The sequence below is a fragment of the Pseudomonas sp. MPC6 genome, from assembly GCF_006094435.1.
In the GTDB taxonomy this organism is placed as follows: Bacteria; Pseudomonadota; Gammaproteobacteria; order Pseudomonadales; family Pseudomonadaceae; genus Aquipseudomonas.
The window spans coordinates 4,960,998-4,981,415 of record NZ_CP034783.1; the positions used below are offsets into that span (position 1 = coordinate 4,960,998).

The window sequence follows — 20,418 nt, forward strand, 5'->3', positions numbered from 1 at the left end:
ACATTCCTAGGTTGGCGGAGGTCGATAACCTGACGCCTCTTCCGTGGGCTTCAAATCAAAACGGGGTTACGGATTGCTGGCTTCGATCCGCCACGGCCGATACTGGAACAGCAACGGTAAGGGCCTTCACGCGCACCCCCGACCGCCAGACGGTCGCCGGTTCCTTCAGCCCCAGCCGGCGAGCGGCAAAGATTCCTGGCAGGTTTGTTCCAGTCGCACGGGTGTAACCGATACCGCCCGAGTAGCGAGGATTGATTTCCAGAAGGTGAGGCTTGCCGTTGGCGTCATCGCGCGTCTGTACATTGACGATACCGTCACAGTTGAAGTGCTGTGCGGCCTCGAGCGCCAGCTCCACCGCTGCGCCGTCGCGCTCGAATGTCTGATACAGGCCTTCTTTGCGCCGACCGACAAAGGCCACTGGATGACCTGCCTCACACACCATATCAACCGAACATTCGTTACCGGCCATGTAGGGCATCACGAGCATCGGTGGTCGGGCGGAGCCCGCGCAGTAGGCCTGCAGGTAGGTCTCGAAGCGCACTTCACGCGCGTCCGGATTGGCAAAGCAACGAAAAGGATCAGCGTCTTGGGTAAATCGCCAGAAGCCTTGACCATAGATCCCGACTGCAGGCTTGATGCAAACCTCTCCCACTGCCGAAAGGGTTTCATAGGCAGCAGCCAGTTCCCTGGCGTCAGTCACAGTGATTGCAGGTACGCAGGCCAGGCCTGCGCGCTCTGCCTCAGCGGTGAATAGACTCTTGTCGTCGACCCTGTTGAAGGTGTCGATCGATAGTCCACCCGTCACAAGGACCAGGCCCGATGCTTCGAACCGGGGCCGGGCCCGTTCAAATACACTGCCCTCACGCCCGGCCAGGATGACCTTGATGTTGTTCGCCCGAGCGGTTTGAATCACCCATTCGATACGTTCCAGGTTGTCCTTCGGCTCCTTGAGGCCGACATCGGCGAGCCCGGTGATTTCGGGACGGTCTTGACGGTGGGAAGCAAAAATCTTCACAGCAGCTGGCAACGCCTCGCGTGCGCCAATGATGATATCGCGCTGGCTGGATTGCCCTTCGAGTAACCAGATCATGTGGAGCTCCTGAAAGATTTGCACGTCCGCCGCCGCTGCCCTCCTCTGAGATAACAGCGGCCTGAACTCCAATGGAAAGGAGGGGACGATAACGGTCCGATCTGTGACTGAAGGCGATGCGTGGCGCCGATGCCAACTTGTTAAAAAAATCCTGATCAAACAACGGCTCGCGAATAAGTGTGCGAATGTTTCTAAATAGATAAAAACCGAAACATCTCTTTACATAAGTGCCCGTTGGATTATTACGCCGACCAATAATAATCAGTTTGTTCCTCGTTAACTCGGCCAGACTTACCTTGTATCAATATTCCGCGTTTAATAGCCCCGACACGACGCTGCACACACTAAGTCAATTCATGTCGGGTTTCTGTGTGTTATCGAGCATGCCGGACAGTAAATCGTTTCAACGAATGTCTACGGTCAGATATCGGGCCCAGTCAGAATTAAACACTGTCCGTGATCGGCGGAATTGGGGCAGAATTCCGCTAATTAAAAACGGAGTGCGTACATGAAGTGGTTAAAGGGGTTGGTACTGGGTGCGATCTTCCTGGTAGTCGGTGCTAGCGCGCTAGGGCTTTACTACGTGCTGCCTCGACACGAGGTGGTATTGATCACCGGCGTCGAAGTCAAGCGCGTCGACAACGACGGCGTGATCAATGCCGAGAACCCTGCGGACGGCCCAACCCGGGATGTCTACTTCATCAATACCGAGGACCCGGACACGAAGCAGGTCGTGGTCTATCGCAACGAAGATACCGGCTGGAGCTTCCCCTGGTACTTCAAGTTCGACTCCGCCGATGTGCAGGCCAAGGCCCAGGGTTATTCCCGCGATGCCCAACAGCTGGCGCTCATCCGCTACTACGGCTGGCGGATCAAGATCCTGTCGGTCTTCCCTAACATTACTCACATCGAAGCAACGACTAGCCGAAATCAGCCGTTCCCGTGGTTCAACACAATTTTCTTTAGCGTGACGACATTGTTGCTGCTTGTTGTCGCCGTTGTCTTACGGCGCCGCCTGAAACGCCGTGGCGACATGGCGATGAACTGATCACCCGGGGGGCTGGTGCAAACGATCGAGGCAAGCGGTATCAAGCCCATCCGGCGGCCCCCAAAAATCCTTATCTGGACCCACTTGTCAGGCGAGCGCATCTGACTCGCCCTTTTTTTCAGACGCCAGAAACCACAAAACCCCTGATTTCTCACGAAATCAGGGGTTTTGCTTACATCGAATTTGGCGGTGAAGGAGAGATTCGAACTCTCGATACAATTTCTTGTATACACACTTTCCAGGCGTGCTCCTTAAGCCACTCGGACACTTCACCGTATCTCTTCAAACAAGTTCTGTCTGTCGAGGCGCGCTAATGTAGTCGAAAGCTTTTCCGATGGCAAACTTTTTTTGCAGAATTTTCATGCGGTTAGCGATTTAGTCGTGGCGACGGGTTTCGGGCCATGGCAAACCTGCCAATCTCCGGCTCGCCGCCCCCTTCTCTATAGAGGGCAATGCACGGCCAGCATGGCCGGCTACGCCTGGCGGGCGGCGAAAGGGTGACTGGCGGGTCAGTCATAGCGCTTTACCTGGCCTATGGCGCTGGGTAACGTCTGCCCTACTTCATTGAAAGGAATAGCGTCATGAGTGAGTTGATTTCCTACCATCTCGAAGACGGTATCGCGACCCTGACCTTGAGCAATGGCAAGGTCAATGCGATCTCGCCAGACGTGATCGCTGCATTTAATGCTGCGCTGGATCAGGCGGTGACTGATCGCGCAGTGGTGATCATTACCGGTACGCCCGGGATTCTGTCCGGCGGTTACGACTTGAAGGTGATGACGTCCGGCCCTGTACAAGCGGTGGCGCTGGTGACGGCCGGTTCGACCCTGGCCCGTCGCCTGTTGGCGCACCCGTTCCCGGTGGTCGTGGCGTGCCCTGGGCATGCGGTGGCCAAGGGGGCCTTCCTGCTGCTGTCGGCCGACTATCGCATTGGTGTCGATGGCCCGTTCAGCATTGGTCTGAACGAGGTGCAGATCGGCATGACCATGCACCACGCCGGCATCGAGATCGCCCGAGATCGTTTGGGTAAATCGGCGTTTCACCGTTCAGTGATCAATGGCGAGATGTTCAATCCGCAGAGCGCGGTGGATGCCGGTTTCCTTGATCTGGTGGTGTCGGCCGAAGAGTTGCAGGGTGCGGCGTTGGCTGCGGCGCGTCAGTTGAAGAAGATCAATATGACGGCGCACAAGAACACCAAGCTCAAGGCGCGCAAGGTACTGCTGGAGACGCTGGATAACGCGATCGTCCTGGATCAGGAGCATTTGGGGTAAGCCCAGTGCTGCACTGTTGAATGGCCTGACTATCGTGGCGTGATGCTGTTTATGGTGACGGCGATTTTTGGGGGGTTGGGTTGGTTTGGTTTGGTTTGGTCGGGGCACATATCCGTTTCTGCGGTAACGGCTACTTGGGGTTCCGCCCTTACGGCGGGGGCCCCCTGCGCAACGCCTGCGTTCGGCCTCTGGGAAAGGGGCGGCAGATCTGAAGCCAAAGCAACAGCAACGGCAACTTCAGCGAACCCGGTGCTGGGCATCACACAGTTCAACTGTAGGAGCTGGCTTGCCAGCGAAAGCGGTGGGTCAGCTGAAAAATTTTTTGACTGAACGGACGCCTTCGCCGGCAAGCCGGCTCCTACAGAGGATTGGCGTACGGCTTTTGCTTTTCACCACTCATCAGGCCGAGCGTTAGCTCGCCTGCAGCTTTTGATCTTGATGCACCGCCCCCTCAAGAGGCCGAGTGGCAAGTGACCCGCCGTAAGGGCGGAACCATAAGCGGCCGTTACCGCAGAAACGGATATACACACAATCCACATCGCTCATCTCGCCCCCGTTGAAAATCCTACAGCCCCCCCTAAACCGCACCTGACCGATAACCCGGAAACATGCGCTCAAACATCGCCCATCTCCTGACGCCATAGCGGCAATTGCCGAACACAATGCACATCCGTACACTGCGCCACCTTTTGTCCCGGTGGGGCCTGTAGATGCTGTTTGTGTTTCGCATGTTATTGATGGGGCTGCATTTTATTCTGGCAGGTGTACTTGGCGTACTGCTCGGCCTGTGTCGCCCGTTCAATCCGGATAACAGCCGATTGTGCGCGCGCCTGTATGCGTGGCCGGCGATGTGTATCTTGGGTTTACGGGTGAAGGCCGAAGTCGGGCCGCTGATGGATAAACCCGACAGCTGCGTGATCATCGCCAACCACCAGTCCAACTACGACCTGTTCGTGTTCGGCAATGTAGTGCCGCGCCGCACCGTGTGCATCGGCAAAAAAAGCCTGAAATGGGTGCCGCTGTTCGGCCAGCTGTTCTGGCTGGCGGGCAATGTGTTGATTGATCGTGGCAATGCGCAAAAGGCGCGGCAGTCGATGCTGACCACCACCCATACCCTGCAAAATGAAGACACCTCGATCTGGGTGTTCCCGGAAGGCACGCGCAATCTCGGCGAAGCGTTGTTGCCGTTCAAGAAAGGCGCGTTCCAGATGGCAATTGCGGCGGGCGTGCCGATCGTGCCGGTGTGTGTCAGCACCTACGTCAAACACATGCGTTTGAACCGCTGGCGCAGTGGGAAAATTCTGATCCGCTCGCTGCCAGCGATTCCTACGGCTGGATTGAGCCTGGATGACATGCCGCTGCTGATCGAGCAGTGCCGTGAGCAGATGCGCGAGTGCATCGCCTCGATGGACCGACAGCTGCAAGCCGCTTGAAGGAAGACCCGCCTGGTGCGGGTTTTCTTTTGCCCGTAAGCTTTTTGCCTGCGAACTCTGCAGACTTTGCTGACTCTCAAGCAGCAGACAAGGCTAAGCTGAACATTGCCTGCCACTGCCATCTGCTTTTAAGAAGTGAACCACCATCATGGGTAGAGTTGTTGCTGCTGCGGTTTATAGCGCCGGTAAAAAAGTCACCAATATCACCCTCGACGAAGGCGCAGCCTGGGCAGCCAAGCCCGGCCACTTTGTGTGGATCGGCCTGGAAGAGCCGAACGCTCAGGAGCTGTTCAATCTGCAACGCCAGTTCAACCTGCATGAACTGGCCATCGAAGACGCCCTGGAAAAACACAGCCGACCGAAACTCGAGACCTTCGGCGACGCTCTGTTTATCGTCACCTATTCGCCGATCCGCCATGAAGGCAAACTGGAGTTCATCGAGACTCACATCTTTGCCGGCACCGGCTACATCATTACCGCACGCAATGGTCACTCCGCGTCCTACGCCTATGTCCGCCAGCGCTGCGAGGCGCGTCCGCTGTTGCTGGAGCACGGCGAAGACTTCGTGCTCTATGCCATCCTCGACTTCGTGATCGAAAACTACCAGCCCGTGGGCGAAGCGATCCATGCCGAGATCGATGAGCTGGAGACCAATGTCATGTGCGGTTCCCTGAACGAGCGCGACATTCAAAAACTCCACAGTCTGCGCCGTGATGTCCTGCGGCTGCGCCGTTACGCGGCACCGATGGTGGAAATCGGCGAGGAACTGCAGAAACTGAGTTTCCCGTTCATCGACAAGAACATGCGCCCGTACTTTCGCGATGTGCAGATCCACGTGACACGGCAGATGGAAGACCTGACAACCCTGGCGGATATTGCCAGTCAGACGATCGAGGTCGGGGTGTTGCTTGAGGCGTCACGCCAAAGCGTGGTGCAGCGCAAGTTTGCGGCATGGGCGGCGATTCTGGCGTTCCCGACCGCGGTGGCGGGGATTTACGGGATGAACTTCCAGAACATGCCCGAGTTGACCTGGCATTACGGGTATTTCGGGGTATTGGGGTTTATTGCGGTGGGGTGTGTGAGTTTGTGGACGAGTTTCAAAAAATCCGGGTGGTTGTAGCCGACACCGGGGCGTCTGTGACATTCGCTGCGGTGCGGCGATCCGACAAGCCAGCTCCTACAGGGGATTTATGATCAACACAAAACACCTGTAGGAGCTGGCTTGCCAGCGAAGCTTTTAGCTTGGCGCCGTATCCGGCTTATGCGCCACAAACCGCATCATCCACTCCGCCACCGTAGCGCCATGGTGCTGATGCTCCAGGCTGGCCACGCCCTTCTGATAAATCTGCTCGCCCAGCGCCTCCTGACGAATCTCCAGCAACGCCCGCGAGTAATCGTGGATGAATTCCGGATGCCCCTGGAAGCACAGCACCTGATCGTTGATGTGATACGCGGCGAACGGGCAGAAATCGCTCGAGGCAATGACGGTGGCGTTTTCCGGTAACGATGTCACCTGGTCCTGGTGACTGATCAACAACGTCAGCTCTTCCCGCACCGGGCTCATCCACGGCGCCTTGGCGGCGAGCTTGTAGTTATGCGTGCCGACGCCCCAACCCTGGGTCGCGCGCTCGCTCTTGCCGCCCAGCAGCAATGCCAGCAACTGATGGCCGAAGCACACGCCCAGCAATTTGTCGCCGCGCTCATAGCGCTTGAGCAGGTAAGCCCTGAGGGTTTCGATCCAAGGGTCGGTACCGAAGGAATCGGCCTTGCTGCCCGTGACCAGGTAAGCGTCAAAGGTCAGTTCATCGCCGGGATATTCGCCTTGCATCACGTTGTAGACGGTGAACTCGGCCGCGATCGGTTGCTGCGAAAACAGACGCTGGAACATCTGCCCGTAACCCTGATACTGATCGACCAGTTCTGGACGCAGAATGTCGGTTTCCAGAATGCAGATGCGTAACGACATAAAAAATACCTGACACATGATGGGAATAATGCACATCCAGAGCGTGCCTCGAAACACGGTGGCAAGGCAAGCCCCGGAATGCGTCATCGGTCCCTTAGAACGCCTGCCCTTTCGCGGCTTTCTCCAGCAATAGCGCGGGCGGCGCGAATCGCTCGCCATATTGCCCGGCCAGGTACTGGGCGCGGGCGACGAAATCCTGCACGCCGTACTGGTTGATGAACTGCAGTGCGCCGCCGGTCCAGGCCGCGAAGCCGATACCGAAGATCGAGCCGACGTTGGCATCCGCCGTCGAGGTCAGCACGCCCTCCTCCAGGCAGCGCACGGTTTCGATGGCTTGCACGAACAGCAGCCGGTCGCGCACGTCCTGCGGCGAAATCTGCCTGCCGTGTTGCTCGAAACGGCTTTTCAGCCCCGGCCACAGATGCTTCTGGCCACCGGCCGGATACTCGTAGAAACCGCCTCCAGCGGCCTTCCCCGGACGCTTGTACTCGTTGAGCAGCAAATCAATCACGGCGAACGCCGGGTGCTCGACCAGCGGTTTTCCTTCGGCTTGCAGGTCTTTGGCGGTTTGCTGGCGGATATGGCTCATGAGGCTGAGGGACACTTCGTCAGAGATCGCCAGAGGTCCGACAGGCATGCCGGCCTTGCGAGCCTCGGTCTCGATCATCGGCGCGCTGATGCCTTCGCCGAGCATGGCGATGCCTTCATGGGTGAAGGTGCCGAACACCCGCGAAGTGAAGAACCCGCGACCGTCGTTGACCACAATCGGGGTCTTGTTGATTTGCAGGACGAAATCGAACCCGCGCGCCAGGGTTTCGTCGCTGGTGTTGGTACCCTTGATGATTTCCACCAGGGGCATTTTGTCTACGGGGCTGAAGAAATGCAGGCCGATGAACTTGCTCTGGTCCGGCACTGCCGTGGCCAGCCCGCTGATCGGCAGGGTTGACGTGTTGGAGGCGATCACCGCGTCCGCGCCGACGATTTTTTGCGCCGCCAATGAGACCTTGGCCTTCAGTTCCCGGTCTTCAAACACCGCCTCGATGATCAGGTCGCACCCGGCCAGGTCCGCATCGCTTTGCGTGGTATGGATTCGCGCCAGAACTTCCTCGCGCTGTTCGGTACTCATCTGACCGCGCGCGACTTCTTTGTCCAGCAGCGCCGCCGAATGCGCCTTGCCCTTCTGCGCTGCGGCAAGGTTGATGTCCTTGAGCACCACTTCAATACCGGCCGCGGCGCTGACAAAAGCGATGCCGGCGCCCATCATCCCGGCACCCAGCACCCCGACTTTTTTAGTGACGCAGGGTGCAAAACCCTGGGGCCGCGAACCGCCGGCATTGATTTCGTTGAGCTGGAACCAGAAGGTGCCGATCAGATTCTTCGCTACCTGGCCGGTGGTCAATTCGGTGAAGTAGCGGGTTTCGATCAAGTGCGCCGTGTCGAAATCCACCTGGGCGCCCTCGACCGCGGCACACAGGATTTTCTCCGGGGCGGGCATCGTGCCTTGGGTTTTATTGCGCAAAATCGCCGGTGCAATCGCCAGCATCTGGGCGACTTTCGGATTCGACGGGGTACCGCCGGGAATCTGATAACCCTTTACATCCCAACGCTGCACCGCCGTCGGGTTGGCGACAATCCAGGTCCGCGCCTTGACCAGCAGCTCATCGTGATCGCTCGCCAGTTGATCAATCAATCCCGCCTGCAACGCCTGTTGCGGCCGCACTTTTTTACCTTCGAGCAAATACGGCAGGGCTTTTTCCAGACCGAGCATGCGTACCATGCGCACGACTCCGCCGCCGCCCGGCAGCAGGCCGAGGGTCACTTCCGGCAGGCCGAGTTGCACGGATGGATGGTCCAGCGCCACGCGATGATGGCAGGCCAGGCAGATTTCCCAACCACCGCCCAGCGCTGCGCCGTTGATCGCGGCGACCACCGGTTTGCCCAGGGTTTCCAGGGTGCGCAGTTGCCCCTTGAGGTTAAGCACCATGGCATAAAAGGCCTTGGCTTCGGGCTTGCCGACCTTGATCAGTTCATTGAGGTCGCCGCCGGCGAAGAAGGTTTTCTTCGCCGAGGTAATGATGATGCCGGCAATGGCCTCCTTGTCGGCGATCAGTCGGGCGACGCAGGCAGCCATGGCGTCGCGGTACACCGCGTTCATGGTATTGGCGCTCTGGCCCGGCATGTCGATGGTCAGGACGACGATCCCGTCCTGGCCCTTTTCGTAATGAATGGCTTCGCTCATGACACTATTTCCTTGAAGTCGGGGCTCAGAGGCGTTCGATAATGGTGGCAATGCCCATGCCGCCGCCGACGCACAGCGTCGCGAGGCCATAACGCAGGCGACGGGTTTCCAGTTCATCGAGCAGCGTGCCGAGGATCGCGCACCCGGTGGCTCCGAGCGGGTGGCCCATGGCGATGGAGCCGCCGTTGACGTTGACCTTGTCCGGGTCGATGGCCATGTCCTTGATGAATTTCAGCACCACGGAGGCGAAGGCTTCGTTGACTTCGAACAGGTCGATGTCCTGGACCCGCAACCCGGCCTTGGCCAGTGCCTTGCGCGTGGCCGGCGCAGGGCCGGTAAGCATGATGGTCGGATCGGTGCTGGTGACCGCCGTGGCGACTATCCGTGCCCGGGGTTGCAGGCCGAGCGCCCGGCCTTTGGCTTCGGAACCGATCAGCATCAAGGCTGCGCCATCGACGATCCCGGAACTGTTGCCCGGCGTGTGCACGTGGTCGATTCGTTCCACGTGGCTGTAGACCCGCAGCGCGGTGGCGTCGAAGCCCATTTGCCCGATCATCTCGAAACTCGGCTTGAGCTTGCCCAAGCCTTCCAGGGTCGACTCGGCGCGGATGAACTCATCGTGATCGAGCAGGATGATGCCGTTCTGATCCTGCACCGGCACCAGTGACTTGCTGAACGAACCGTCCGCGCGCGCCCGTGCGGCCTTCTGCTGGGAGTGCAGCGCATAGGCATCGACGTCCTGGCGACTGAAGCCTTCAATCGTGGCGATCAGGTCGGCGCCCACGCCTTGAGGGGTGAAATGACTCTGCAGGTTGGTTTCCGGGTCCAGTGCCCAGGCACCGCCGTCGCTGCCCATGGGCACGCGCGACATCGATTCGACGCCGCCGACCACGACCAGGTCTTCGAAGCCGGAACGGACTTTCATCGCACCGAGGTTTACGGCTTCCAGCCCTGAGGCGCAGAAGCGGTTGATCTGCACACCTGCCACGCTGACATCCCAATCGGCCATCTGGGTCGCGGTTTTGGCGATGTCGGCGCCTTGATCGCCGACCGGCGTTACGCAGCCGAGCACCACGTCATCGACCTGGCTGGTGTCGAGCGAGGTGCGCTGTTGCAACGCCCTGAGCAACCCGGCCACCAGGTTCACCGGTTTGACGCTGTGCAAGGCGCCATCGGCCTTGCCCTTGCCCCGGGGCGTGCGTAACGCGTCGAAAATCAAAGCTTGGGTCATGACGTCCTCGAACCTGGTGGTGAGTGGGTACTCAAGATCAACAGATCGCAGCCTGCGGCAGCTCCTGCAGGGGATCGCGTTCATATGCGGGAGCTGCCGCAGGCTGCGATCTGTTGATCTCTCACCTTATGCCGAGCCGCAACCGATTCAATGACCGCAACGCTCAGCCGCGTTGACGCTCACGCTCACACTCAGACGGACGGTAGTCCGTCATGGGATTAACCGATTCAGGACACCGAGCTGTCTAGCAAACGGGCGCCCAAGAAGCTGGCAATAGGCCTCATACCTTTTTAATAGTAATTAGCGACCACACCATATGAAATGGATCTAAACCAAGCGTGACGCGGGCTCTAATGTGAAGTTGTACGAAGTTGTCGTCGGGTTTTGCCGAGGCGCTCGTCCTACAGGAAGTGCAACGCCTTGCCGTCATGGAGCTATGCAGGCAGGCATCAGGAAATAACAACAAAAAGGCGGTCAGCCATGTTCAAGCAATCGAAAGTACGTCAAGCCGGGCTCATTCTATTTGCCACCACGCTATTGTTGATTTTGCCGAACCTGACCAAGGTCATCGGTTAGTCGGTCATTTAAAAATACGGCGTAAGTAGTTTATTTTCATATCGCCTCATTAAAAATGTGACTGGCTCGCTACCCGGGTCAGCGTGGGTGTGCCAACCTTTGTGGCACTTGCACGACATGGAAGGCGATCACTTGAAAACACTTATGCTGTTCGGGGCCTTGCTGCTGAGCACGCCCCTCTTTGCCGCACAGCTCAACCTGGAGCTGGGTGCGAACAGTCGCAACTGGCAGACCGCAGAGTTGCTCAAGCATCCTCAGGTTCAGACCATCACCATCACCAACGACGTTTCCTACAAACGGGACATGAGCTATCGCGCTGTGCCGTTGGCGGCCTTGTTGACGGGTATCCAGCCTGAAGATCACTTGCAGGCCGTGGCACTGGACGGGTTTGCGGCAGAGTTGTCGGCGGCGCCGCTGCTCAACGCCAAGGGTGCGCGGGCGTGGCTGGCGATTGAAGACCCGGCCCACCCCTGGCCGGCGTTGTCCGAGGGCAAGCACAGTGCCGGGCCGTTCTATCTGGTCTGGACCGATCCGCAAGCGGGCAATATCAGTCCTGAGCAATGGCCGTTTGAAGTGGCGAGCATCAAGCGCATGGCGCCGGTAGCCGAGCGCTTCCCTGCCCTGCTGCCCGACCCTGCGCTGGCGGCGGATGATCCGGTGAACCAGGGCTTTGCACTGTTTCAGAAGAACTGCCTGGCCTGTCATCGGCTCAATGGGGCCGGGGATGCGCAGTTCGGGCCGGATTTGAATATTCCGTTCAACCCGACCGAGTACTTCGGCGCGGATTTCCTCACGCGTTACATTCGTGACCCGCAGAGTTTGCGGCAGTGGCCGCAGGCGAAAATGCCCGGGTTTACGGCGGCTGTGTTGCCGGAGGCGGAACTGGAGATGTTGGTGGGGTATCTGAAGCATATGGCGGGGCGCAAAGTTAAGCCCTAAGCCTTTTGTCGTCTGGGCCGGCCTCTTCGCGAGCAAGCCCGCTCCCACATTTAATCTGCGTCGTACACAAATGCTGTGTTCATTGCAGATCAAATGTGGGAGCAGGCTTGCTCGCGAAGCGGTATCCCGGATTTTACTGTTGTTGCACCGAAATCACAGGCGCCAGCAGCGGCAGCGGCGTTGGCGAAACGAACACCTTCGCATGCATCTGCTCACACCCGCCGCCCCGGCGCATGCCGCGCACCGGGCAGGCATCCAGGTAATCCAGGCCCACCGCCAGTTTCAGGTGGCGCTCGGGCCGGGCCAGTTCGTTGGTCACATCGAAGCTGTACCAGGCGTCATCGAGCCAGGCTTCCGCCCACGCGTGGCTGGCCAGGTGCTCGCAGTCCTCGCTGTACAGATAGCCCGACACATAACGCGAGGCAATCCCCAGGCTGCGGGCGCAGGCGAGGAAGGCATGGGTGTGGTCCTGGCACACGCCCGAACGCCCGGCGAAGGCCTGGGCGGCGCTGGTGTCCACGGCGGTGGAGCCCGGCGTGTAGGTCATGTACTGGTTCAAGCCATGCATCAGGTCGATCAGCGCCGTGCGATCCCGACGTTGCCTGCATTGCTTGCGGGCAAACGCGCGCAGGGCTTCGTCGGCTTCGGTCAACCGGGTGAAACGCAGGAACGGCAGCGCCGACTGGCTCTCATGCTCGGCTTCACGCAGCTCATCGATGTCCACCTGGCCCCGGGCACCGATGATGATGGCCTCGTGGGGCTCATCCATGGTCAGCACATGCAGGATATTGCCAAACGGGTCGAGTTGCGCGCGCACCGGACGCGGCAGGTCGAGTTGCCAGCTGAGCACATGCTGGCGTTCGCTGTCGTGGGGGGTCAGTCGCAGGTACTGGATGCTCGCCCGCACCTGATCTTCGTAGTGATAGGTGGTCTCGTGGCTAATGGAAAGTCTCATGCGGCCTCCAGGTAAGAGCTGTGAATGGCGTTGCCCAACTGGCGCACCAGCGGGATGAACTCGGTCAGCCAGGTGTGCAGGCCTTCGTCGAGAATTTCGCTGATACCGGTGTAGCGCAGGCGCGCGTCCATTTCCGCCGCCAGGCGTTGCGCAGGACGGCCGTTGGCCCCCGGCAGCTGGGCGAGAATCTGGTCGATCTCTTCGGTACAGGCCCGCAACGAACGCGGGACGTCGGCACGCAGTAGCAACAACTCGGCGACATGCCGGGCACCGGGCGCGTCGCGGTAGATCTCGGTGTAGGCCTCGAACGAGGACAAGGCCCTCAACAAGGCACTCCACTGGTAATAGGCGTGGGCCGTGCCGTCGCTGACCGCTTCGGCCTGGTCACCGGCCATTTCGTAGCGTGCATCGAGCAGGCGCAAGGTGTTGTCTGCCCGTTCGATGAAGGTCCCCAGACGAATGAAGCGGAACGCGTCGTTACGCATGATCGTGCCGTAGGACGCGCCGCGGAACAGGTGGGAACGCTCCTTGATCCACTCGCAGAATCGGCTCATGCCGTAGCGACTCAAACCCTGGTCGGCGATCCCGCGAATTTCCAGCCAGGTGGCGTTGATGTTTTCCCACATGTCGGCGGTGATTCGCCCACGTACCGCATGGGCACTGGCCCGCGCGGCACCGAGGCAACTGTAGATGCTCGCCGGGTTGGCCGCGTCCAGGGCGAAGAAATGCAGCAGCCGCTCGGCATGCAGATCGCCATGGCGCTCCAGGTAATCGTCCAGGGTGCCGGTAATCAGCAACGGCATGGCGAGTTCGTGCAAACCGTCACCGCGACCATCCTGTGGCATCAGCGACAGCGAATAACTGATGTCGAGCATCCGGGCGAGGTTTTCCGCCCGCTCCAGGTAACGCGACATCCAATACAAATCCGAGGCAGTTCTACTTAACATGGCAGGCTTCCTTCAATCCTCGACCACCCAGGTGTCCTTGGTGCCGCCGCCCTGGGAGGAGTTCACCACCAGGGAGCCTTCACGCAGGGCGACACGGGTCAAACCACCGGGCACAACCCGGGTTTCGCGGCCAGACAATACAAACGGACGCAGGTCGATATGGCGTGGGGCGATGCCGTTTTCGACAAAAGTCGGACAGGTCGACAACGACAATGTTGGTTGCGCGATGTACGCGTGGGGCTTGGCTTTGATCCGCGCGCGGAAGGTTTCGATTTCCGCTGCCGTCGCCGCCGGCCCCACCAGCATTCCGTAGCCGCCTGAACCCTGGGTTTCCTTGACCACCAGCTCTGGAAGATTGGCCAGGACGTGGGACAACTCGGCCGGATTACGACACTGCCACGTCGGCACATTCTTCAGGATCGGCTCTTCGTCGAGGTAGAAGCGGATCATGTCCGTGACGAACGGATACACCGACTTGTCATCCGCTACCCCGGTGCCGATGGCATTCGCCAGGACCACGTTGCCGGAACGGTAGGACGACAACAGCCCCGGGACGCCGAGCATCGAGTCCGGGTTGAACGCCAGCGGGTCGAGGAAGGCATCGTCGAGGCGCCGGTAGATCACGTCGACGGCTTTCGGCCCATCCGTGGTACGCATGAACACCTTATCGTCACGCACGAACAGGTCCGCGCCTTCCACCAGTTCGACGCCCATTTCCCGAGCAAGAAACGCATGTTCGAAAAACGCACTGTTGAAGCGGCCTGGCGTCAGCACCACCACACTCGGGTTATCGATCGGGCTGGAGCTTTTCAGGGTATCGAGCAACAGGTTCGGATAGTGGTCGATCGGTGCAATGCGTTGCGCCGCGAACAATTCGGGGAACAGACGCATCATCATCTTGCGGTCTTCGAGCATGTAACTCACGCCGCTCGGTGTACGCAGGTTGTCTTCGAGCACGTAGTACGTGCCGTCGCCATCGCGTACCAGATCGACACCGGAAATGTGCGAATAGATATTCCGGTGCAGATCCAGCCCTTGCATCGCCAACTGGTATTGCTCGTTGGCCAGCACTTGCTCGGCCGGGATGATGCCGGCCTTGATGATGCGCTGGTCGTGATAGAGGTCGGCGAGGAACATGTTCAGCGCCTTGACCCGCTGGATACAGCCGCGTTCGACGACCCGCCATTCACTGGCGGGGATGCTGCGGGGGATGGTGTCAAAGGGAATCAGGCGCTCTGTCCCTTGCTCGTCACCGTAGAGCGTGAAGGTAATCCCGGCCCGATGAAACAGCAGATCGGCCTCGCGTCGCCGTTGGGCCAGAAGCTCATCAGGCGTTTCGGCCAGCCAACGGGCAAACTCCCGGTAATGCGGGCGGACCTGGCCGCCGGCATCATACATTTCATCAAAATAGGTGCGGATCATGCCGTACTCCTTGTCACCCGGACTTACAGGCCTTCGCAAGGCCCGTGCCATCGGCATAAACGCTTTGATATCAATCAGTTGGATAATGACGCCGGAATCACCGCACCAATCCTGTGCGGTAACTGCCCCAAGCTGATCGCCCCCGCTTCATTGCGAAGCAATGTCTTCGCCCATCAGCAGCATAGTCAAAGCAAAAACAAGAGCAAAAGAAGCCGCAAACGAAAACGGCCAACCCAAAGGTCAGCCGTTAGTGAATGTTGTCGCTGTTCATAATGTTATGCGAGTCGCCCTCGTACCTCCTGCTTGACGCCCCACCCTTCGATGATCCCGCCCAGAGGCTCCACCACTGCCTCGAAGTCCTGCTCGAAGTCGCCGATACCGTCGTAGGTGGCGTACATCACTTTACTCAGTTCCAGATACCACGCGCCGTCATCGCGCACGCTGATCTGGGCATTCAACGATTCACCGCAATAATGCCCTGCCGCCCTGCGCGCCCGCTCCTCGTCCGGAAAAATGGCGTAGAACTCGATGGGATGGAATCGTGAAAAGTCGAAACCGCCTTCTTTCATGCGGCGCAGCACGCTGCTGCTGATGTCTTCTTGATAGGCTGTGCTCATGAAACGTCCCCCTCAACTTGATGGATAGACTTTCCGTATTCCCGGCACACGCAACCGATTGGTGCGAGTGATGCGGCAACAAATTGCCGGTGGGAAGCAAGCATGTAGCTGACAAGACCAGACCTTAGCGATTCGTTCGCTGATCTCGCTTGCAGAGTATCCCCAAGATAGAGGCGCTGCCAAGGTCTGGTTGTTTCACGAATGTGCCAGGAAGTATTTCAGACGGGAGTAATGCCGAGGATTTGAATGCTGTTCTGGGTCTTGAGACTTTTAACGCTCGCATCAGCAGTGCGCCCTTCCAGATCATTCAGATCCAGTTCGGCAGCGACAGGCAGGAGGCGGGCCTTGATCAGTTTGGCGGCATGCTCGTTGTCCGGGCATTCGTCGCACTCGAAGACTTCGTCGACTGTTTCACCATGATCATCCACGAAAGTGATTTTCCACTTTTGCATCAGTGCCTCCTCGAACAAACCCGCAAATGGGCTTACATGTATCTGGACTTGTACCCTGACTGATCGTTCAACGGGATTACAACGCGTCAGCCTGATGCTGACGAATTACCCTGTAGGAGCCGGCTTGCCGGCGAAGGCGGTGTGTCAGTCACATCGTAGGTGACTATCAGGCCGCCTTCGCTGGCAAGCCAGCTCCTACAAGGGTCGGTGTTGTTTGTGGGGACCGGTCAAACCCGCACATTACCCCGCGGTCCGGCGATGGCCCAGATAATCAGCCCCAGGACCGGCAACAGCAGGATCAACAGCACCCAGACGATTTTCATCCCGGTGCCGGTGCCACTTTTCAGCACGTTGATGATTGCCCAGATGTCCAGGGCAAGAATGATCAGGCCAACCAGACCATTGAACGTGGAACCCATGGTGTCGCTCCCTAAGAGTGGTGTGCACTCTTAGGATAGCTGTCCGGTGCGCGGGTTCCGTTTTATTCGGTCCAGGGTGGCGTCAGACGTGGATCGCCACTTTCAGGGCTTCCAGCGAAGGCGCGGCAGCGATGCCGACTTCAGCACACAACTCGAGCACCCGCGGTAGGTCATTGCCGTAGACCAGCACCACTTGCAACTCGTCATCGAGCAACTGGCTGAAGTTCATCAGCACGTAGCCGCCGTTTTCCTTGTTCATGCTGCTCATCTGCACCTGAATGCGATTGAGCGCGGTCAGGGCTTCGGTCTTGGCCAGTTGCTTGGGTTTGATATTGAAAGCAACGCCGGGGCCGAACGAAGCAACAATCAGGGCGAACAGATCCATATAGGTGTCGGCCTGGAACAGCACGGTTTCCGGCAGGCTGCCGACGACCACCCACTCGCCCAGAGGCATCGGGAAGGTCTCGTCGTAGTTGATATCCGGGTTGGCCGCCAGGAAAGCCGTTGGATCGGCGTAGGCCTGGGCCGCTTCATCAGCGATTTTCAGGATTTCGTCATCGCTCATGCACCCGGAGCTGATTTTGCTGATGAGTTCGACGAGTGCGGCTTTCATGGGGCGGAATCCTGTAGCGAGGGAATTTTGAAGGCACGAAGGATAGCGCATTCCGCCCCGCCGTGGCTGCACGGGCGCGTTGCCGGGAATGTTGACCCACATCAAGGCCCGGCACGCTCGGTAGCGGCACAATAGTGGCACCTTGCCGAAACTGTTTCCGCTATCAGAGAAAACCTCCATGGGTGCCTGGCTTAGCAATATCTCGTTGAAGTACAAATTCTGGGCGGTCAACGCCGTCGCTTTCGTCACCACCCTGTTGTTGGTGTTGTACGCCGTACAGCTTGAACAACAGTCGCGCAGCCATGACGCCCGGGCGTCGGCCCAGGCCCAGGCACGGCTGCTCGCCGCCTGGCCTGCCGGGCAACCGTTACCGCAGGCCGAACACCTGCTGACCTTCAACCCCGGGCAGGCGCCGCTGCTCAATGGCCAACCGGTACTGGAACTGGCCGATGCCAACGGCTGGGTCGAGATCAATGCCATGCCACTGCTCGGTGACAACCCATTGCTGGGCGCCGAGGTGTTCACCCGTGCCGATGGCCAGCAGGTCGCGGCAATTGCCTATGGGCCGAGCCTGGTCCAGGTGTTCGGCGAACGTTTCACCCACTATGCGGTGGCGGTGATGATCCTGATGCTGGCAATGCTCGGGGCTTCGCAATTGTTGATCCGCTTCCTGCTCAGTCAGCTCAACACCTTGAAGGACGTGATGCTCCACGTCGAGAAAACCGGCGACCTGTCCGCCCGTGTCCCGCTGGCCTGCAACGACGAAGTCGGGCAGATGGCCAACGCGTTCAACGCGATGCAGGCGGGATACCAACGGGTGGTCGGCACCGTCGCCAGCACCGCCCGGCAACTGGATGTCGGCGCGGCGCGACTGGCGTCGAGCATGAACGAGGTGCGTGTCGGCATGCTTGGCCAGCAAAGCGAAACCGATCAGGCCGCCACTGCGATCAACGAAATGACCGCCACTGTCTACCACATCGCCCAGCACGCCGGCGCGACCCGCGATTTGTCGCAAACCGCCGATACCCTGGCCGGCAGCGGCCAGGCAGTGGTCAGCCGGGTGCAGCAGTCGATCAGCGGGTTGTCCGCCGGGGTGCAGCAGACGGCCGAGATGATTCAGCGCCTGGCCGAGGACAGCCAGAAGATCAACAGCGTGGTCGGGGTGATCCACAGCATCGCCGAGCAGACCAATCTGCTGGCGCTGAATGCCGCGATCGAAGCGGCCCGGGCCGGTGAAATGGGACGCGGCTTTGCGGTGGTCGCCGATGAAGTGCGTAACCTGGCCAAGCGCGTGCAAACCTCCACCGACGAGATCACGCTCATGGTGACCGCGTTGCAGGCCGGGACGCGGGACGCGGTGGATTTCATGCAGGAAAGCTCGTTCAAGGCCGATGATTGCGTGCAACAGGCCCAGGAGGCCGGTGCAGCCTTGGCCGACATCACCCGCGCGGTGGCACAGATGCGCGAAAGCAACACGCAGATCGCGGTAGCGGCCGAGCAGCAGAGTCAGGTGGCGGAGGAAATGAATCGGGCGGTGGTGAGCATTCGGGATGTGACCGAGAACACGGTGCAGCAGACGGTGGGGTCGGCGACGACCAGCAATGAACTGGCGGCGCTGGCGGGGGAGTTGAACAGGGCCATAGGGCAGCTCAAGCTGTAACGACCCCTTCGCCCGCCCGGTCACCATCGATATCGCGCATGATCCCTATCACTTCGATAGCCACCTTTGATTCGTCGCCCGCTGGCGCCAGGCCTATCCTTCAATCATGTGTTGAACACGGATCGAGGATCGGCATCATGGGCAAACGTCACCCCAACCTACCCGCCTGGCAATGGCGAGCGTACCCGAACAATCATCAGCACCCGACCAACCTGGTGTTGCACCTGATCGCCGTGCCGCTGTTCATCGTCGGTGTCCTGCTGATTGTCTGCGGGGTGTTCAGCCTGAACCTGGGCAATTTCGCCATCGGCATTATCGGCCTGTTGGCTGCGTTGGGCCTGCAACGCCATGGTCACAGCCTGGAAGCCCAAGCCTCCGAGCCGTTCAGCGATCGCAAGGATGCCGTATCACGCTTGCTGGTCGAGCAATTCCTGACCTTTCCCCGGTTCTTCCTGAGCGGCGGCTGGTGGCGCGCCTGGCGTGAGCACCACCGTCGTCACTGATTCAGGCAAAAATGGTCACGGTCTGGCGGCTCATGGCTATCAACTGGCCATCTGCGCTCCACAGCTTCGCGGCGGCATGACCGTAGCCGTCAGCGGCGTGTTCGATTTCAACCAGGTATTGGCACCAGTCCAGCGTGCTCAGCTCGAGCAACGGTTGAACGAATTCGATGGTCCAGGTCAACGTACTGCCCATCGCCGGTTTGTTCAGGTGCGGCAACAGCGCCGGCGGCCAGGCGTCGACCAGTGCCAGGATATGCGACTCACTGACCGCCTCTGCCTTCACGTCCCCGCGCAAACGCACCCAGCCGCCCATCTCGCGGGATTTGTTACCGGTGAACGGCAGTCCGCCGACACTCCAGCGCATCGCCAGATGACGCATGAACTCCGGGGTCACGCCTTTGATATAAGGCAACTCCTGGCACTCGTCCCAGTGTTTCATCTGCGGTGCCGGGTCGGCGCTCACAGCCACTTCGGACGGACGCGAGGCACCGAAACTGCCCTGGATCAGCGTCACGACCTGGCCCTTCTGCATCGCCCGGCCCAATACCTGGCTCACGGCCTTGCCTTCACGCAACACATCGACTTCAAAGCTGACCGGCACTTCGGGCTCGACCGGCCCGACAAAGGTGATCGCCAGCGAACGCACCGGACGATCCGCCGGCACCTTGGCGCGCATGGCTTCGTATTGCAAAGCAGCCACCAGGCCCCCGAAGCTGGCCCGCCCTTGCGCCCATTCGGCCGGGATAGACAGCTCGCGCGGCTGGCTGCGGACGGTGTCGAGCAGATCGGAAAAGCGCATGAAAACCTCAAGAACGGGAAAAGGATGCAGGGATCTTAACCAGCCGGCGCGGACGGCACAGGGCTTATTCTGGCCAAAGAGGCTGACAGATAGGCCGCACTCGGTTTAAACACCGTCTTCATGCCCAACACAAAACCAGATGTAGAAGCTGGCTTGCCAGCGAAAGCGGTGTCACAGGCAACAATAATGTTGAATTTGACGGCCTCTTCGCTGGCAAGCCAGCTCCTACAGGAGTTTA

The 20,418-nt window shown here is 59.5% G+C and carries 19 protein-coding genes and 1 tRNA gene; 7 read left to right on the forward strand and 13 right to left on the reverse strand.

From position 1 onward, the window contains the following. Nucleotides 1–55: 55 nt before the first annotated feature. Entirely contained in the window at nt 56–1,090 is a 1,035-nt protein-coding gene (locus ELQ88_RS24850) for an ATP-grasp domain-containing protein (protein ID WP_138968397.1), read from the reverse strand. A gap of 508 nt (nt 1,091–1,598) precedes the next feature. Between ELQ88_RS24850 and ELQ88_RS24855 the strand changes: the two genes are divergently transcribed. Beyond that, on the forward strand, nt 1,599–2,138 hold the full coding sequence (locus ELQ88_RS24855) for a DUF1523 family protein (RefSeq protein ID WP_138968399.1): 540 nt from the start codon (nt 1,599–1,601) through the stop codon (nt 2,136–2,138). A 184-nt stretch (nt 2,139–2,322) separates the two neighbouring features. On the opposite strand, the gene ELQ88_RS24860 is transcribed toward ELQ88_RS24855, so the two are convergent. Further along, nucleotides 2,323–2,412, reverse strand: a tRNA-Ser gene (locus tag ELQ88_RS24860). 307 nt (nt 2,413–2,719) lie between these two features. On the opposite strand from ELQ88_RS24860, the gene ELQ88_RS24865 reads away from it, so the two are divergent. From ELQ88_RS24865 to ELQ88_RS24875, 3 genes are all read left to right on the forward strand, one after another. Further along, nucleotides 2,720–3,409, forward strand: coding sequence for a crotonase/enoyl-CoA hydratase family protein (locus ELQ88_RS24865; protein WP_138968401.1), 690 nt, complete (start codon nt 2,720–2,722; stop codon nt 3,407–3,409). Between the two features lie 710 nt (nt 3,410–4,119). Beyond that, complete coding sequence (locus tag ELQ88_RS24870) at nt 4,120–4,842, forward strand: 1-acylglycerol-3-phosphate O-acyltransferase (RefSeq protein ID WP_138968403.1); 723 nt, start codon at nt 4,120–4,122, stop codon at nt 4,840–4,842. Between the two features lie 148 nt (nt 4,843–4,990). After that, a complete protein-coding gene (locus ELQ88_RS24875; protein WP_138968405.1) occupies nt 4,991–5,962 on the forward strand; it encodes a magnesium and cobalt transport protein CorA in 972 nt (323 codons plus the stop codon). 117 nt (nt 5,963–6,079) lie between these two features. Here the strand turns inward: ELQ88_RS24875 and ELQ88_RS24880 are convergent, their stop codons facing one another. The 3 genes from ELQ88_RS24880 to ELQ88_RS24890 all read right to left on the reverse strand — a co-directional run bounded on the left by ELQ88_RS24880 (nt 6,080) and on the right by ELQ88_RS24890 (nt 10,278). Next, the gene (locus ELQ88_RS24880; protein WP_138968407.1) at nt 6,080–6,808 is read right to left on the reverse strand and encodes an amidotransferase; all 729 of its coding nucleotides are present in this window, start codon (nt 6,806–6,808) and stop codon (nt 6,080–6,082) included. A 94-nt stretch (nt 6,809–6,902) separates the two neighbouring features. Beyond that, nucleotides 6,903–9,047, reverse strand: coding sequence for a 3-hydroxyacyl-CoA dehydrogenase NAD-binding domain-containing protein (locus ELQ88_RS24885; RefSeq protein WP_138968409.1), 2,145 nt, complete (start codon nt 9,045–9,047; stop codon nt 6,903–6,905). Nucleotides 9,048–9,072: 25 nt separating this feature from the next. Further along, nucleotides 9,073–10,278 carry an acetyl-CoA C-acetyltransferase gene (locus tag ELQ88_RS24890; RefSeq protein ID WP_138968410.1) on the reverse strand — a complete coding sequence of 402 codons (1,206 nt, stop codon included), beginning with the start codon at nt 10,276–10,278 and terminating at the stop codon, nt 9,073–9,075. Nucleotides 10,279–10,971: 693 nt separating this feature from the next. Here ELQ88_RS24890 and ELQ88_RS24895 point away from each other — a divergent pair. Further along, nucleotides 10,972–11,793 carry a cytochrome c gene (locus ELQ88_RS24895; protein ID WP_138969575.1) on the forward strand — a complete coding sequence of 274 codons (822 nt, stop codon included), beginning with the start codon at nt 10,972–10,974 and terminating at the stop codon, nt 11,791–11,793. 133 nt (nt 11,794–11,926) lie between these two features. Here ELQ88_RS24895 and ELQ88_RS24900 read toward each other — a convergent pair whose 3' ends face one another. The 7 genes from ELQ88_RS24900 to ELQ88_RS24930 form a co-directional block, all read right to left on the reverse strand. Beyond that, a complete protein-coding gene (locus tag ELQ88_RS24900; RefSeq protein WP_138968412.1) occupies nt 11,927–12,748 on the reverse strand; it encodes a transglutaminase family protein in 822 nt (273 codons plus the stop codon). Beyond that, nucleotides 12,745–13,695, reverse strand: a complete 951-nt coding sequence (locus tag ELQ88_RS24905) for an alpha-E domain-containing protein (protein WP_128873371.1) — start codon at nt 13,693–13,695, stop codon at nt 12,745–12,747. The genes ELQ88_RS24900 and ELQ88_RS24905 overlap by 4 nt, the downstream gene beginning before the upstream one ends. Before the next feature lie 12 nt (nt 13,696–13,707). After that, a complete protein-coding gene (locus ELQ88_RS24910) occupies nt 13,708–15,117 on the reverse strand; it encodes a circularly permuted type 2 ATP-grasp protein (RefSeq protein WP_128873370.1) in 1,410 nt (469 codons plus the stop codon). 275 nt (nt 15,118–15,392) lie between these two features. Continuing rightward, nucleotides 15,393–15,734, reverse strand: a complete 342-nt coding sequence (locus ELQ88_RS24915; RefSeq protein ID WP_064678940.1) for a ribonuclease E inhibitor RraB — start codon at nt 15,732–15,734, stop codon at nt 15,393–15,395. A gap of 218 nt (nt 15,735–15,952) precedes the next feature. Further along, on the reverse strand, nt 15,953–16,186 hold the full coding sequence (locus ELQ88_RS24920; protein ID WP_128873369.1) for a hypothetical protein: 234 nt from the start codon (nt 16,184–16,186) through the stop codon (nt 15,953–15,955). A 227-nt stretch (nt 16,187–16,413) separates the two neighbouring features. Then, entirely contained in the window at nt 16,414–16,605 is a 192-nt protein-coding gene (locus tag ELQ88_RS24925) for a PLDc N-terminal domain-containing protein (protein ID WP_128873368.1), read from the reverse strand. A gap of 82 nt (nt 16,606–16,687) precedes the next feature. Continuing rightward, on the reverse strand, nt 16,688–17,218 hold the full coding sequence (locus tag ELQ88_RS24930) for a hypothetical protein (protein ID WP_138968414.1): 531 nt from the start codon (nt 17,216–17,218) through the stop codon (nt 16,688–16,690). Nucleotides 17,219–17,396: 178 nt separating this feature from the next. Here ELQ88_RS24930 and ELQ88_RS24935 point away from each other — a divergent pair, with 178 nt between their 5' ends. Then, complete coding sequence (locus tag ELQ88_RS24935) at nt 17,397–18,878, forward strand: methyl-accepting chemotaxis protein (RefSeq protein WP_138968416.1); 1,482 nt, start codon at nt 17,397–17,399, stop codon at nt 18,876–18,878. Between the two features lie 137 nt (nt 18,879–19,015). After that, entirely contained in the window at nt 19,016–19,381 is a 366-nt protein-coding gene (locus ELQ88_RS24940) for an Mpo1-like protein (protein ID WP_138968418.1), read from the forward strand. 1 nt (nt 19,382) lies between these two features. Here ELQ88_RS24940 and ELQ88_RS24945 read toward each other — a convergent pair whose 3' ends face one another. After that, on the reverse strand, nt 19,383–20,180 hold the full coding sequence (locus tag ELQ88_RS24945) for an acyl-CoA thioesterase domain-containing protein (protein WP_128873364.1): 798 nt from the start codon (nt 20,178–20,180) through the stop codon (nt 19,383–19,385). Nucleotides 20,181–20,418: the final 238 nt, after the last annotated feature.